Here is a 15,142-nt window from a genome sequence, read left to right as displayed (position 1 = left end):
ACTTCTGAGGACTTTGTCTTCAATCTGAGAGGTTGAAAGACATTCAACCTCTTTATATTAATTATAACTGTTGAAGATAGATTACTAACACGCAAGTGTTGATTATTGTCTAATCAAGTAATCAAAGGCTCCAATAGCAGCTGTAGCACCAGAACCCATGGAGATAATGATTTGCTTGTAGGCGCTATCTGTACAGTCACCTGCAGCAAAAATACCAGGGATATTTGTTGAACCAAATTTATCAACGATAATTTCTTGGCGCTCATTGAGTTCAATACCACTATCTTTGAGCCAAGCAGTACTTGGTACAAGACCAATTTGAACAAAGACACCTTCAAGATCAAGATGTTTTTCTGCGTTTGTATCACGCTCAACGTAATTCAAACCAGTTACATGATCTTGACCAACAATTTCTTTGGTTGCAACGTTCTTAAGAATGGTTAGATTATCAGTTTTAGCAGCTCGTTCTTGTAAGACTTGATCCGCCTTTAATTCAGGTAAGAACTCTAAGACCGTAACATGTTTAGTAATGCCGGCTAAATCTAAAGCCGCTTCCAAACCTGAGTTACCACCACCGATAACTGCAACATTCTTCCCTTCAAATAGTGGACCATCGCAGTGTGGGCAGTAAGTAACACCTTTATTGCGGAATTCTTCCTCGCCAGGAACGTTGATATTACGCCATTTGGCTCCGAGAGCTAGGATAGCAGTTTTGGATTTTAAAACGGCACCATTAGCCAGTGTCACTTCAATAAGTTCTTTCTTTTCGATGCCAGTAGCTAATTGACTTTTGATGATATCAACATCATAAGATTTCGTATGCTCTTCAACTTGAGCCATTAACTTAGGACCTTCTGTATATAGCGTACCAATCATGTTCTCAATGCCGACTGTCTCGATAACTTGTCCACCAAAGGTTTCTGCTAAAAGACCAGTTTTTAAACCTTTACGGGCAGCATAGATGGCCGCACTGTTTCCAGCAGGACCACCACCAATAACCAAAACATCATAGACACCTTTATCAGCGAAAGCATCAGCATCAAGTGGTCCGTCCAATTTTTCAACAAGCTGTTCAATGGTTGCACGACCAGATGTAAATTCTTCTTGGTCTTTGTAAACCGTAGGAACAGACATGATACCTTTGGCTTTGACCTCATCCTGATACATACCACCTTCAATCATGGTGTGAGTGATATTTGGGTTCAAAACAGCCATTATATTAAAGGCTTGAACAACGTCTGGACAATTGTGACAAGTTAATGAAACATAAGTCTCTAAGTCGATGGGTTTATCAATCTTCTTGATACGTTCGATAGTGTCCTCATCAACTTTTGGTGGACGACCAGAAACTTGCAAGAGAGCTAAAATGAAAGATGTGAATTCGTGGCCCATTGGTAAGCCTGAGAAAATAACACGACTTTTTTGCCCTTTTTGTGCAATACCAAAACTAGGTTGACGTTTTAAATGTGTTGATTCAAGACTAATGCGGTCAGACATAGCGGCAATCTCGTCAAGAAATTCCTTCACTTTTCGAGAATTATCATCATCCCCTAAATCTGTTTGTAATACAATATCAGATTCTAGTAAATTTAAATATTGTGCTAATTGCGTCTTGATTTCTTTATCTAAGACCATGGATACCCCCTGGTTGTTAAATTTTACCTACAAGATCTAAGCTAGGAGTAAGTGTTTCAGCTCCTTCTTTCCATTTGGCTGGACAAACTTCACCTGGATGTTGACGAATATATTGAGCAGCACGAACTTTATCAATAAGAGTGCTTGCATCACGTCCAATACCATCAGCGTTAATTTCCATCATTTGGATAACGCCATCTGGATCAATGATAAATGTACCACGTTGTGCGAGGCCATCTTCTCCAAGAACATCAAAGCCTTGTGAGATGTGGTGTGAAGGATCTCCAATCATAGGATAAGTAATAGTTCCAACAACATCTGAGTCATCATGCCAAGCTTTGTGAACAAAGTGAGTATCAGTAGAGACAGAGTAAACCTCTACACCAAGAGATTTAAGAGCTTCATATTGTTCTTGAAGGTCACCGAGTTCAGTTGGGCAGACAAATGAGAAATCTGCAGGGTAGAAGCAGAAAACAGCCCATTTTCCTTTAACATCTTCATCTGTAACAGTAATGAATTCCCCGTTGTGGTAAGCTTGTGCTGAAAATTCAATAATTTCTTTTCCGACTAATGACAAAATAATGTCCTCCTCTATTTTTGATAGCCTAATTATAAACAAAATACTTATCAACCTCAAAGAAAACGATTGCAATTTTAATACGGGTGAATTTTTTCTAATGGTCAGACTGATTTTAGAGCTTGTCAAATGTCACTTTTTTTGATAAACTACTATAGTTGCGTAAAGTGACAAATACTCATTCTAAGCCGATTGTGGTCTTGTTGCCGCAGGGTGGGACTGCAAGTCTAAAGCTTAGAAGAGGAAAAAACAATTTTTAAGGAGAAATACTCATGGCAGTAATTTCAATGAAACAACTTCTTGAGGCTGGTGTTCACTTCGGTCACCAAACTCGTCGCTGGAATCCTAAGATGGCTAAGTACATCTTCACAGAACGTAACGGAATCCACGTTATCGACTTGCAACAAACTGTAAAAATGGCTGATACAGCTTACGAATTCGTTCGTGAAGCAGCAGCTAACGATGCAGTAATCTTGTTCGTTGGTACTAAAAAACAAGCAGCTGAAGCAGTAGCTGAAGAAGCAACTCGTGCTGGTCAATACTACATCAACCACCGTTGGTTGGGTGGTACTCTTACAAACTGGGATACTATCCAAAAACGTATCGCTCGTTTGAAAGAAATCAAACAAATGGAAGCTGATGGAACTTTCGAAGTTCTTCCTAAGAAAGAAGTTGCACTTCTTAACAAACAACGTGCACGTCTTGAAAAATTCTTGGGTGGTATCGAAGATATGCCTCGCATTCCAGATGTAATCTACATCGTTGACCCACACAAAGAACAAATCGCTGTTAAAGAAGCTAAAAAACTTGGTATCCCAGTTGTAGCGATGGTTGATACAAACGCTGATCCAGATGAGATCGATGTAATCATCCCAGCTAACGATGACGCTATCCGTGCCGTTAAATTGATCACTTCAAAAATGGCTGATGCTATCATCGAAGGTAACCAAGGTGAAGATGCTTCTGCAGATTTCCAAGAAGCAGCTGCAGCTGATTCAATCGAAGAAATCGTTGAAGTTGTCGAAGGTGACAACAACTAATCTTTAAGATTGGTTTGGGCTCGATGCCCACTAAAGATACGACAAACACCTAAGGGGCGGGGCTCAGCCCTGCCCCTTAGTTTGATAAAATAAATTTGGAGAAAAACAAAATGGCAGAAATTACAGCTAAACTTGTTAAAGAATTGCGTGAAAAATCTGGTGCTGGTGTCATGGACGCTAAAAAAGCATTGGTTGAAGTTGAAGGTGATATCGAAAAAGCGATCGAATTGCTTCGCGAAAAAGGTATGGCTAAAGCAGCTAAGAAAGCTGACCGTGTTGCAGCTGAAGGTTTGACTGGTGTTTACGTTAACGGTAACGTTGCAGCAGTTGTTGAAGTTAATGCTGAAACTGACTTCGTTGCGAAGAACGCTCAATTCGTTGAGTTGGTAAACGAAACAGCTAAAGTAATTGCTGAAGGTAAACCAGCTAACAACGAAGAAGCACTTGCATTGACTATGCCTTCAGGTGAAACTCTTGAAGCTGCATACGTAACTGCTACAGCTACTATCGGTGAAAAGATTTCATTCCGTCGTTTTGCAGTTGTTGAGAAAACTGATGCGCAACACTTCGGAGCTTACCAACACAACGGTGGACGTATCGGTGTTGTTTCAGTTATCGAAGGTGGAGATGACGCTCTTGCAAAACAAATCTCAATGCACATTGCAGCGATGAAACCAACTGTTCTTTCATACACTGAATTGGACGAACAATTTGTTAAAGATGAATTGGCACAACTTAACCACGCTATCGATCAAGATAACGAAAGCCGCGCTATGGTTAACAAACCAGCTCTTCCACACCTTAAATATGGTTCTAAAGCTCAATTGACTGATGCTGTTCTTGCTCAAGCTGAAGAAGATATCAAAGCTGAGTTGGCTGCTGAAGGTAAACCAGAAAAAATCTGGGATAAAATCATCCCAGGTAAAATGGACCGCTTCTTGCTTGACAACACTAAAGTTGACCAAGCATACACACTTCTTGCTCAAGTTTACATCATGGACGACAGCAAAACAGTTGAAGCTTACCTTGAATCAGTAAACGCTTCAGTAGTAGAATTCGTTCGCTTTGAAGTTGGTGAAGGTATCGAAAAAGCATCTAACGACTTTGAATCAGAAGTTGCAGCTACAATGGCAGCAGCTCTTAACAACTAATTCTAGTTGCTAGATAAAAAGAAAAGAAGTTACGTGAATGAATCGTAGCTTCTTTTTTGTTGCTATTAAAAAAACGTCTGAGCATGCCCCAGACGTTGAAAAACTAATTAATGAGCGAAGGTATTTACACCAAGTAGAAGAGAGAGTGTTCCCATGATGATACCTGCAAGGATAACCCCAAGCATAACAGCAATAACACTACGTTTAAAGTCCCAATCTAGGATAGATGCTGCTAAGGTACCAGTCCAAGCTCCTGTTCCTGGAAGCGGAATTCCCACAAAAAGTAGAAGGGCCCAGAAGATTCCCTTATCTCCGGCAGCTTTTTCAAGTTTTTGGCCACCACTGTGACCTTTTTTAAGACACCAGGTAAAGAAGCCACCAATTAGAGGTTTGTCTGCCCCCCATTCGAGAACACGGCGGGCGAAGAAAAAGATAATTGGAACTGGAATCATGTTCCCAATGACACAAAGAATTAGGGCTTGCCACCAAGGAATACCTGAGGCGATAGCGACAGGTACGGCTCCACGGAGCTCAACTAAAGGAATCATAGAGATTAAGAGTGCAATGATGTATTTCATGAGTAACCTTTCATAGGGAAATAAAATAAGAGATAAGACTCAAAGTGAGATGAGCTTTATCAAGAGTGATAAGACTAGTACTACTGCGAAAGTGCTAAAAAGTACTTGTTGGATTAGGTGGGTTTCAGCCTGTTAAAGTGGATAGAAAATTTGAATCAAACACCTTAAGTTACCTAATATTCCAGTCTTATTTATTGTATCTTATATGGTCTCTAATGACAACTTTAAAAAGCTTTTTGAAGGTATAGTTTCCCATGAGCTGACATTTTTGGTATAATAATAGTCAGTTATAGTCAAATTAGACTGGAGGAATTAAGATGGCAAGAAATACATCAGATAGTATAGAAGAATATATTAAAGAATTGCTGGGCCAGTCTGGAATTGCTGAGATTCAACGCTCGAACTTAGCAGATACTTTTCAAGTTGTACCGAGTCAGATTAACTATGTTATTAAGACTCGTTTTACAGAAAGTCGTGGTTATATTGTTGAGAGTAAACGTGGAGGTGGCGGTTATATTCGTATCGTCAAGGTCAGATTCTCCGACAAGCACCACATGATTAATGATTTGCTTCAGAACTTGGCAGATCAGCTCAGCGAGCAGGTATTTACAGACTTGATTCAGTTGCTTTTTGATGAAAAAATCATTACTGAACGTGAGGGAAATTTGATTTTAGCAACTGCTAGTGATGATGTTTTAGGCGAAGATGCGGCTACTATTCGTTCGCGTATTCTACGCTCGCTATTACTTAGATTGGATAGAAAAGGAAATTAGATGACGACATATTCAAGAAAAATGCAGGCCATTTTCCATCGTGCTCAGCTTGAGGCAGAGCGTTTTGGAAGTCCTTTCTTGGAGACTTGGCATGTGCTTCTCGCTATGGTTGAGGTTCCAGGATCTGTAGCCTACCTAACATTTACTGATTTTGAGGACCGTATTCGTGCGGAAGAGATTGAGACCGCTGCTGTACTAGCGATGGAGAAAAGTCCAAAAGACTTGTCTGAATCAGATATTATCGATTTACGTGCACAGTCACATGCTTTAGAGGTTATGTTGCAAGAGGCAGAGGGAATTGCTAGTGTGACTGGTGCTGTAGAGGTAGGGTCTGAACATGTATTGATGGCCTTCCTTCTTCATAAGGATTTGATGGTTTGTCGTCTCCTTGAAGTTGCTGGTTTTCAATATAAGGATGACAGCGATAAGCCTCGTATTATCGATTTACGACGTTCTTTGGAGCGTTACGCAGGTCTTAGTAAGCAAGATTTGAAGGCCATTCATGACCTTCGTAAGCCTAAAAAATCAAAGGCATCAGGAAATTTTGCTAATATGATGCAGCCTCCTCAATCTTCTACTGGGGAACTGTCAGATTATACCAAAGACTTAACGGCAGTAGCCGAATTAGATGCTCTTGATCCTGTTATTGGACGTGAGAAAGAAATTTCACGCATGATTCAGGTTTTGAGTCGTAAAACGAAGAATAACCCAGTTCTTGTGGGTGAAGCAGGTGTTGGTAAGACGGCACTTGCGCTTGGCTTAGCACAGCGTATTGCTTCAGGCGAAGTACCTTTTGAGTTGGCTGATATGCGTATCTTAGAGCTTGATATGATGAGTGTGGTTGCAGGAACACGTTTCCGTGGCGATTTCGAAGAACGTATGAATCAGATCATTGATGAGATTGAAGCTGATGGAAAAATCATTCTTTTTATTGACGAATTGCATACGATTATTGGTTCTGGTTCAGGTATTGATAGCACCTTAGATGCGGCGAATATTTTGAAACCCGCTCTAGCACGTGGAACTCTTCATATGGTTGGAGCAACTACTCAAGCTGAGTACCAGAAGCATATTGAGAAAGATGCAGCTCTTTCTCGCCGTTTTGCTAAGATTACAATTGAGGAGCCAAGTGTACCTGAGGCGATTGATATTCTAAAAGGCCTACGTTCGTCTTATGAAGACTATCATCGTGTAACGATTACTGATGAGGCGGTTGAGACAGCAGTCAAGGCAGCCCACCGTTATTTGACGAGTAAAAACTTGCCTGACTCTGCCATTGATCTTTTAGATGAAGCGAGTGCAACTGTTCAAGGTCGTATCAAAAAAGAAGCCAAACGTGAGATAACGCCTTTGGATGAAGCGCTTCTATCTGGTGATATGAAGGCTGCTGTTAAACAATATAAAGCTAGCCAAAAAGCAAAATCACCAGAACCTGCCTTGGTAGATGCAGATCAGATTATGCAAACCCTTAGTCGTCTATCAGGTATTCCTGTTGAGAAGATGACTCAGGCAGATAGCAAGCGTTACTTGAATCTGGAAGCAGAGCTTCATAAACGTGTTATTGGTCAAGACGAAGCAGTTTCAGCGATTAGTCGTGCTATTCGTCGTAACCAGTCAGGTATTCGTACTGGCAAACGTCCGATTGGTTCCTTCATGTTCCTTGGACCTACTGGTGTTGGTAAGACAGAATTGGCCAAGGCTTTGGCGGAAGTTCTCTTTGATGATGAGTCAGCTTTGCTTCGCTTTGACATGTCAGAATACATGGAAAAATTTGCGGCTAGCCGACTTAACGGTGCTCCTCCAGGTTACGTTGGATATGATGAGGGCGGTGAATTAACAGAGAAAGTTCGCAATAAGCCTTACTCAGTTCTTCTCTTTGACGAGGTGGAAAAGGCTCACCCAGATATTTTCAACATCCTCTTACAGGTTTTGGATGATGGTGTCTTGACAGATAGTCGAGGTCGTAAAGTCGACTTCTCAAATACCATTATCATTATGACTTCGAACTTGGGAGCGACTGCTCTTCGTGATGATAAGACTATTGGATTTGGTGCTCAAGATATTTCTCATAATCACCAAGCAATGCAGTCACGTATCATGGAAGAACTTAAGAAGGCCTACCGTCCAGAGTTTATCAACCGTATTGATGAGAAGGTTGTCTTCCATAGTCTAGAGGAAGAGCAACTTCGTGAGATTGTCAAGATTATGATGAAACCGTTGGTATCAGCTTTGGCTGAAAAAGGGATTGACTTGAAATTCCAACCAGCTGCTCTCAAGCATTTAGCTAAAGATGGCTATGATGTTGAGATGGGTGCTCGTCCATTACGTCGCACGATTCAAACTCAAGTGGAGGACAAGTTATCTGAGCTCTTACTAGGTGGTCAAGTAGTTAGTGGACAAACTCTTAAAATCGGCTGCTCGAAAGATAAATTAACCTTTACAGTAGTGTAAAAATCAAACAAATAGACAGATTACAGGTGTAGTCTGTCTTTTTTTGTGTCAATAGGAGTCAAGATAGAGTCAATCTTTCTGTAAAGATGGGGTAAAAGAAAAAGCCGAGCAAAGCTCGACTGTAATAATTAGAGTTTTTCGTTGACAAAGTTGACAAAGTGATTCCACCAGACCTTGAGGAAGAAGCTTTTCTTAACTTCTTTACCAGCAACCAGTTCCATGCTAGGCATACCTTGGTTAGGCAAGTAACCTTCTCCTACAAGTGACTTATCTTCAAAGGTAGCAGTTCCAACCTTGTCACTTGAGTTGACAGGGGCTTGGACTTGATTTGTAGTAACTTTAATATGTTTACTATTGTTAGCATCTATTTTTTGGATGATATTAAAGTCAGACTTAGCAACAGCAGTGACTTGCTTAGATTTCCCATCAAGGACAGGGGCTTGGCTTTTACCGATGGCTTGTCCTTTTTTGGCAATGGTCTTGCTTTCCCAATGATAGACTACGTAATTAAGTAGGTCATTGGTTGCAGTGAAACGGGCGTAGTCATCAGTATCGGTATTATCAGCATTCAAAATGACTGTGATAATGCTCATGCCACTTTCATTTGAGTGGGCCACGAAGGAAGCACCGGCTAAATCAGTGGTCCCTGTTTTTAGGCCATCCACTCCTTTACGGTAACTAGGTTGTCCCTTGAGCATATAGTTGAAGGTTTTGAGTTTGTTGACACCATCAAAATCAGCTTCAGTTTTTTTAGTGATATCGAGAATTTCAGGATATTCTTTCACTACGTGTTGTGCAATGATAGCAACATCTTTAGCACTCATGGTATTTTCTTCGTCTGATTTAGAGCCTGGATAGATATTGTCACCTAAGTAAGAATTATTGAGACCAGAGGCATTGACAATCTTGGCATCAGTGATACCCCAATCTTTAAGTTGGGCTTTCATCATGTCGACAAACTTACTTTCGGTTCCTCCGATTTCCTCGGCTAGAGCAATAGATGCACTGTTGGCACTGGAAATAAGAGTTGCGTCAAGAAGTTGTTTGACAGTGTATTTGCGGGCGTCTAGTGGAATATTAGATACTCCGGTACTGACAGTTAGTTCAAAGGGGTAGTCAGAAATGTCAACTTTGCTGTTCCACTTGAGGTCTCCCTGATCTACCGCTTTATAAACCATATAGGCTGTTAGAAGCTTGGTAATAGAGCCAATCCCCGTAGAGGTGGTTGCATCTTTTTCGTATAAAATTTTGCCAGTATTAGCTTCGACAGCGATGGCATGTTTGGCTGCGGCATTATATCCTTTTTTCTTATCTGCTGCAAAAGCAGGGGCTACGCTTCCCAGACAGAGTAAGAAGGTCATCATAAGCGTAATCAGTTTTTTCATGGTTTGTTCCTTCATGTGTTTTGGATATTTATTATACCACATTTTGAGAGGAACTTAAGGTGTTGAGAAGGAGCTTTTACTTACAAGAATAATTTTTAAAGCAAGATAAAACTACCTTTTGATATCTAAAAGGTAGTTTTGTGTTTACTTGTTTCCTGTAAAGAAATTAACGATATGGTTCCACCAAACTTTTAAGAAGAAACTTTTCTTGATAGATTGGTTAGCTGTTACAGAAATTTGAGGTGGATCAGAGATGTAACCTGTTCCAACGAGATCCTTATCATCAAAGGTCGCTGTTCCAATAGTGTCATCTTTTTTGATAGGGGCTGTTATAGTTTTTGCTTTGATTTTAACAGCATCATTTTTGCTGTTTATTTTTTGAACGACTGTAAGGTCTGACTCGAGTTTAGCAGAGATGGTTTGACTGTCTCCATCGGCTACCTTAATATCATTTTTCTTGACGATTTGTCCCTTGGTGTTGAGGGTTTTGATTTTCCAGTTTTGAGTCACATAATCTAGCAACTCATTTGTGGCCGTGAATCTGGCTGCTTCATCTTCTCCGCCATTGTCCGCATTCATAACAACGGTAATTAAACTCATGCCATTTTCATTGGCGTGGGCTACAAAGGATGCCCCTGCAAGTTCAGTTGTTCCAGTCTTGAGTCCATCAACGCCTTCACGGTAGTTGTCTTGCCCCTCCAACATGTAGTTGTGCGTCGTTAATTTGTTGTTACCTTCGAAATCAGTTTCGGTTTGCTTGGTGATTTCAAGTACCTGAGGATAGTCTTTGATGAGGTGGTCTGCAATAATGGCAACATCTAGAGCGCTCATAGTATTTTCGTCATCTGCTTTAGAGCCAGGATAGCGGTTATCCCCAAGGTATTTATTGTTTAGGCCAGAAGCGTTAAATAATTTAGCATCTGTAATGCCCCATTCTTTAAGTTGGGCTGTCATAGTGTCAACAAAGGCACTCTCTGATCCTGAGATTTTTTCAGCTAGAGCAATAGCAGCACTGTTAGCGCTGGAAATGAGGGTGGCATCCAGGAGCTGTTTAACAGTGTATTTTCGGGAATCTAGTGGGACATTTGAAACTTCTGAATCAACGGTTAAGTTGAAAGGATAGTCTGAAATATCTACTTCAGTGTCCCAGGTAATTTTTCCTTGGTCAACTGCTTTATAGACCATGTAGGCTGTTAGGATTTTAGTCATTGAAGCCACACCATCAGGAGTAGTGGCGTCCTTTTCATAGAGGACTTTCCCAGTAGTTGCTTCGATAGCAATCGCATGTTTAGCAGAAACATTGAAGTTATCTGTCTGTTCTTGTGCTAGAGCAGGTGTTACTAGGCCTAGTAAGATTAAGGCAATCATAATGATGTGTTGTAATTTTTTCATAGTCATTCCTTTGTCTCTCATAAGTGTTTATTATATCACAAAACGACTTAAATATCTGAGAGAAAGGGAGACTTGGGCGCTAACTTATGCCGGAGCTCTGCCATTTTTGACTATATTATGGTAAAATGAAAGTTATATCAAATGAATGACATAAAGTTGACCGGTTCGTTTTTTTAAGGGCTGGTCATGGATAAAAAGAGGGATCAAACATGGCTAAACAAACTTTTGAGATGACCTTTGCAGGACGCCCGCTTGTCGTTGAAGTTGGGCAGGTAGCCAAGCAGGCTAATGGTGCTGTCGTCGTGCGTTATGGAGATACAACTGTATTATCAACAGCTGTTATGTCTAAAAAGATGGCAACTGCAGATTTCTTTCCTTTACAGGTTAATTATGAGGAAAAAATGTATGCAGCTGGTAAGTTCCCGGGTGGCTTTAATAAGCGTGAGGGTCGTCCTTCAACAGATGCCACTTTGACTGCTCGCCTCATCGACCGTCCTATTCGTCCTATGTTTGCGGAGGGCTTTCGTAACGAAGTTCAAGTCATTAACACCGTCCTCTCTTATGATGAGAATGCTAGTGCTCCGATGGCGGCTATGTTTGGGAGTTCTTTAGCTCTTTCTATCTCTGATATTCCTTTCAATGGTCCGATTGCTGGGGTTCAAGTGGCCTATGCTGCAGAAGATTTCATCATCAACCCAAGTGCAGCGGATAAGGAAGTTTCACTTTTAGATTTGACAGTGGCAGGTACCAAGGAAGCTATCAATATGGTAGAGTCAGGTGCCCAGGAATTGTCTGAGGATATTATGTTGCAAGCACTCTTGAAGGGACATGAGGCTATTCAAGAGTTGGTTGATTTCCAAAATTATATCGTTGCAGCTGTTGGCAAGGAAAAGGCTGAGGTTGAACTTCTACAAGTTGATGCTGATTTGAAAGTCGAAATCGAAACAGCTTATTATGATCAATTAGCTAAGGCTGTTCAGGTGGAAGAAAAACTGGCGCGTGAAGCAGCAACCCAGGCTGTAAAAGAAGAGGTCCTCGCTTCTTATCAAGAACGCTTTGCGGAAGATGAGGATAAGGAAACTATTCTGCGTGATGTAGCAGAAATCCTTGAGCAGATGGAACATGCTGAAGTGCGTCGTTTGATTACAGAAGACAAGGTTCGTCCAGATGGTCGTCGTGTGGATGAAATCCGTCCTTTGGACGCAGAGATTGACTTTCTTCCTAAGGTTCATGGTTCAGGTCTCTTTACACGTGGTCAAACTCAAGCCTTGTCAGTTTTGACTTTGGCACCTATGAGTGATACACAACTTGTTGATGGTTTGGATCCAGAGTATAAGAAACGTTTCCTTCACCACTATAATTTCCCTCAGTATTCAGTGGGTGAAACAGGGCGTTATGGTGCGCCAGGCCGACGTGAGATTGGTCACGGAGCCTTGGGTGAACGTGCCCTTGCTCAGGTTCTCCCAAGTGTTGAAGAGTTCCCTTATGCTATCCGTTTGGTAGCAGAAGTCTTGGAGTCAAATGGTTCTTCATCACAAGCTTCTATTTGTGCAGGAACCTTGGCTCTTATGGCTGGTGGTGTACCTATTAAGGCACCTGTTGCAGGGATAGCCATGGGACTTATCTCAGATGGTACTAACTACACTGTCCTAACTGATATTCAAGGTTTGGAAGATCATTTTGGAGATATGGACTTTAAGGTGGCTGGTACACGTCAAGGAATTACAGCTCTTCAGATGGATATTAAGATTTCGGGTATTACACCGGCCATTCTCGAAGAGGCTTTGGCTCAAGCAAAGGTAGCTCGTTTTGAAATTCTTGATGTTATTGAGTCAGCAATCGCTGAGCCACGTCCAGAATTGGCACCAACAGCACCTAAGATTGACAGTATTCAGATTCCTGTTGACAAGATCAAGGTTGTCATCGGTAAAGGTGGCGAAACTATTGACAAGATTATCGCTGAGACTGGTGTCACTATTGATATTGATGAAGAAGGTCTTGTTCAGATTTTCTCTAGTGATCAGGATGCTATTAACCGTGCTAAAACTATCATCTCCGATCTTGTACGTGAAGCTAAGGTTGGAGAGGTTTACACTGTACCCGTTGTGCGTATTGAAAAGTTCGGTGCCTTCGTCCACCTTTTCAATAAGACAGATGCTCTCATCCACATCTCAGAACTAGCTTGGGAACGTACTGAGCATGTCGAAGATGTGGTTAAAGTTGGGGGTACGGTAACTGTTAAAATTATCAAAATCGATGAAAAAGGACGTATTGATGCCTCAATCAAGGCCTTGCTTCCTAAGCCTGAAAAACTTGATGATGGGGAAAATGGAGGAGAGCATCGTCACCGCCGTCGTTCTCATCATAAACCACGCCACCATGATGAAAGTGGTGAAGCACCGAAAAATCCTGATAAATCAGAAACGAAAGAACAGACAGAAGAATGACAGAAAATCAAGAATTGCAAGCTTTTGATGAAACTCTAAAAGAATTTTTAAAGGAACCAGACCACTTTTTAACCAGTCTGGCTTTGGTTAATTACCTACAACGTACTCCCGTCTTGGCTGCTCAAGACCTCTACGCAGTTGAAGTGGAAGGAAAGAAGGTTGTTCCTGTCTTCACCAATGAACAGGACCTACAATCTTTCAAAGCTACTCAGGAGAGTGCTCGAGAACAAATTTGGATAGAACGTTCGAGCTTAGATGTTTTAACACAACTTGTTCAGGCAGAGCTTTTTGGTCTTGCTTTCAATTTAAAAGAGGATGGTGACTTCTCAAATACCACTCTTTTTGCAAGCAGTGAACTCATCCAGTTTATCAACTATTTCACTCAGACCCTTAATAATCTTTTGGGTGAGGAAAATCAAAAGGCAGCTCCTAAAGATAAGATTTATCTTGTTCCAGCCTTCGTTCACAAACGCGAGGAAGATGGCCAGGATGACCGTCTCTTTGCGACCATGTCGAATGCAGAGGGACAGAGTTATGTGCCTGTGTTTACGAACTTAACGAGCTTTGCAAAATGGTACGGTAACGAGACTTTTGGCCTACCTTTCCGTAAGGCTAAAGGGACGATTTTGCAATGGCCACTGTCAGAAATTTACCAGCCTTCAACAGGTGAAAATGAGTTGGATAAGGTTCAAGGTGTTGTCATCAATCCGTTTGATGAGCAGCCTGAGTTAGTCGACTGGTCTTATTTTAAAGGGGATGGCGAGTAGACCTAGTGTTAGTAGCTTTCCACTTTAAAGAATAATAGGCCACAGCAAACAATAATAACAATAATGATGTAAGGAGTGACCTAAATGGGTTGGTGGAAAGAAAGTATTGATATAGTAAAGAAAAATGACCCGGCAGCTCGGACGAGTTTGGAGGTTCTTTTAACCTACCCTGGCTTAAAAGCCTTGGCTGCTCATCGTATCTCACATTTTCTCTGGCGCCACCATTGTCGACTCTTAGCGCGTATGCATAGTCAGTTTTGGCGCTTTTGGACTCAGATTGAGATTCACCCAGGGGCTCAGATCGCTGAAGGAGTCTTTATTGACCATGGCTCTGGCCTTGTTATTGGTGAAACAGCTGTTGTGGAGAAGGGCGCTATGCTTTACCACGGTGTCACTTTAGGTGGTACTGGTAAAGATGTGGGAAAACGTCACCCAACCGTTCGTGAGGGTGCCTTGGTTTCAGCCCATGCTCAGGTCATAGGCCCTATTGAGATTGGAAAGAATGCTAAGGTCGGTGCGGCAGCTGTGGTTGTTGCGGATGTCCCAGAAGATGTTACAGTCGTTGGTGTTCCTGCTAAGGTTGTGCGTGTTCATGGTCAAAAGGATGAAGAAGTTATCCACGATATTGAAGAAGGTCGTGAATACTATAGCGAAAAGCTAGAAGACCTTCTAAAAGCAGCTAGCTTTCATTCATCACGTCTATAAGGAAAGGAAACGATGAAACTCTTTAGTTCAAAGGTGACTCGATTGACGGTTGTGGGTCCTCTTGCTCTTGTTTACATTGCTTTACATAGAGCAGACTATAGTATGGCCGCCTTATGGTTTTGCATTGCTCTGTTATGGGCCGGTCTTGTTTTTAAGCAACGACACAAGTGAGATTTGAGTAATGAAAAAATTCTTCAAGGACAATCCTTTTTTGGTCTTCTATATAGTTGGGAGTTTTCTT

Annotated in this window: 12 protein-coding genes; 7 read left to right on the top strand and 5 right to left on the bottom strand. The window is 41.4% G+C overall.

Translation table 11 applies throughout. The annotated features are described in order from the left end of the window. Positions 1–102 precede the first annotated feature (102 nt). The gene (ahpF, locus tag HMPREF2571_RS03640) at positions 103–1,635 is read right to left on the bottom strand and encodes an alkyl hydroperoxide reductase subunit F (protein WP_004182171.1); all 1,533 of its coding nucleotides are present in this window, start codon (positions 1,633–1,635) and stop codon (positions 103–105) included. Positions 1,636–1,651: 16 nt separating this feature from the next. Beyond that, positions 1,652–2,212: an alkyl hydroperoxide reductase subunit C gene (gene ahpC, locus HMPREF2571_RS03635; protein ID WP_002886340.1), complete on the bottom strand. Its 561-nt coding sequence runs from the start codon at positions 2,210–2,212 to the stop codon at positions 1,652–1,654. Positions 2,213–2,484: 272 nt separating this feature from the next. On the opposite strand from ahpC, the gene rpsB reads away from it, so the two are divergent. Continuing rightward, positions 2,485–3,252 carry a 30S ribosomal protein S2 gene (gene rpsB / locus HMPREF2571_RS03630; protein ID WP_002886342.1) on the top strand — a complete coding sequence of 256 codons (768 nt, stop codon included), beginning with the start codon at positions 2,485–2,487 and terminating at the stop codon, positions 3,250–3,252. 110 nt (positions 3,253–3,362) lie between these two features. Next, positions 3,363–4,403, top strand: coding sequence for a translation elongation factor Ts (tsf, locus tag HMPREF2571_RS03625; RefSeq protein ID WP_002886343.1), 1,041 nt, complete (start codon positions 3,363–3,365; stop codon positions 4,401–4,403). 107 nt (positions 4,404–4,510) lie between these two features. Here tsf and HMPREF2571_RS03620 read toward each other — a convergent pair whose 3' ends face one another. Then, positions 4,511–4,981, bottom strand: coding sequence for a COG2426 family protein (locus HMPREF2571_RS03620; RefSeq protein WP_002886344.1), 471 nt, complete (start codon positions 4,979–4,981; stop codon positions 4,511–4,513). A gap of 317 nt (positions 4,982–5,298) precedes the next feature. Here HMPREF2571_RS03620 and HMPREF2571_RS03615 point away from each other — a divergent pair, with 317 nt between their 5' ends. Further along, entirely contained in the window at positions 5,299–5,754 is a 456-nt protein-coding gene (locus HMPREF2571_RS03615) for a CtsR family transcriptional regulator (RefSeq protein WP_002886345.1), read from the top strand. Further along, the gene (locus HMPREF2571_RS03610; RefSeq protein WP_070847213.1) at positions 5,755–8,205 is read left to right on the top strand and encodes an ATP-dependent Clp protease ATP-binding subunit; all 2,451 of its coding nucleotides are present in this window, start codon (positions 5,755–5,757) and stop codon (positions 8,203–8,205) included. It abuts the gene before it with no gap. A gap of 128 nt (positions 8,206–8,333) precedes the next feature. Here the strand turns inward: HMPREF2571_RS03610 and pbp3 (HMPREF2571_RS03605) are convergent, their stop codons facing one another. Further along, positions 8,334–9,590 (bottom strand): D-alanyl-D-alanine carboxypeptidase PBP3, encoded by a 1,257-nt coding sequence (gene pbp3, locus HMPREF2571_RS03605; protein ID WP_002886347.1) that lies wholly within the window; start codon positions 9,588–9,590, stop codon positions 8,334–8,336. A 144-nt stretch (positions 9,591–9,734) separates the two neighbouring features. Further along, a complete protein-coding gene (gene pbp3, locus HMPREF2571_RS03600; RefSeq protein ID WP_045002006.1) occupies positions 9,735–10,982 on the bottom strand; it encodes a D-alanyl-D-alanine carboxypeptidase PBP3 in 1,248 nt (415 codons plus the stop codon). Between the two features lie 209 nt (positions 10,983–11,191). Between pbp3 (HMPREF2571_RS03600) and pnp the strand changes: the two genes are divergently transcribed. From pnp to cysE, 3 genes are all read left to right on the top strand, one after another. Further along, positions 11,192–13,429 carry a polyribonucleotide nucleotidyltransferase gene (gene pnp / locus HMPREF2571_RS03595; RefSeq protein ID WP_049529354.1) on the top strand — a complete coding sequence of 746 codons (2,238 nt, stop codon included), beginning with the start codon at positions 11,192–11,194 and terminating at the stop codon, positions 13,427–13,429. Then, positions 13,426–14,196, top strand: coding sequence for an SseB family protein (locus HMPREF2571_RS03590; protein WP_049529355.1), 771 nt, complete (start codon positions 13,426–13,428; stop codon positions 14,194–14,196). The genes pnp and HMPREF2571_RS03590 overlap by 4 nt, the downstream gene beginning before the upstream one ends. Before the next feature lie 84 nt (positions 14,197–14,280). Beyond that, on the top strand, positions 14,281–14,901 hold the full coding sequence (gene cysE / locus HMPREF2571_RS03585; RefSeq protein ID WP_002886354.1) for a serine O-acetyltransferase: 621 nt from the start codon (positions 14,281–14,283) through the stop codon (positions 14,899–14,901). Positions 14,902–15,142: the final 241 nt, after the last annotated feature.

Source organism: Streptococcus sp. HMSC068F04, from assembly GCF_001837455.1.
Classification (GTDB): Bacteria; Bacillota; Bacilli; order Lactobacillales; family Streptococcaceae; genus Streptococcus; species Streptococcus salivarius_D.
The sequence above is the reverse complement of the archived record's forward strand: the minus strand, read 5'-3'. Positions and strand labels throughout refer to the sequence as shown.

Coding starts and splice junctions, on each gene's coding strand:
- HMPREF2571_RS03620 (WP_002886344.1), bottom strand. CDS start 4,981: ATGAAATACATCATTGCACTCTTAATCTCTATGATTCCTTTAGTTGAG.
- pbp3 (WP_045002006.1), bottom strand. CDS start 10,982: ATGAAAAAATTACAACACATCATTATGATTGCCTTAATCTTACTAGGC.
- pnp (WP_049529354.1), top strand. CDS start 11,192: ATGGCTAAACAAACTTTTGAGATGACCTTTGCAGGACGCCCGCTTGTC.
- rpsB (WP_002886342.1), top strand. CDS start 2,485: ATGGCAGTAATTTCAATGAAACAACTTCTTGAGGCTGGTGTTCACTTC.
- HMPREF2571_RS03610 (WP_070847213.1), top strand. CDS start 5,755: ATGACGACATATTCAAGAAAAATGCAGGCCATTTTCCATCGTGCTCAG.
- pbp3 (WP_002886347.1), bottom strand. CDS start 9,590: ATGAAAAAACTGATTACGCTTATGATGACCTTCTTACTCTGTCTGGGA.
- cysE (WP_002886354.1), top strand. CDS start 14,281: ATGGGTTGGTGGAAAGAAAGTATTGATATAGTAAAGAAAAATGACCCG.
- ahpF (WP_004182171.1), bottom strand. CDS start 1,635: ATGGTCTTAGATAAAGAAATCAAGACGCAATTAGCACAATATTTAAAT.
- tsf (WP_002886343.1), top strand. CDS start 3,363: ATGGCAGAAATTACAGCTAAACTTGTTAAAGAATTGCGTGAAAAATCT.
- HMPREF2571_RS03590 (WP_049529355.1), top strand. CDS start 13,426: ATGACAGAAAATCAAGAATTGCAAGCTTTTGATGAAACTCTAAAAGAA.
- HMPREF2571_RS03615 (WP_002886345.1), top strand. CDS start 5,299: ATGGCAAGAAATACATCAGATAGTATAGAAGAATATATTAAAGAATTG.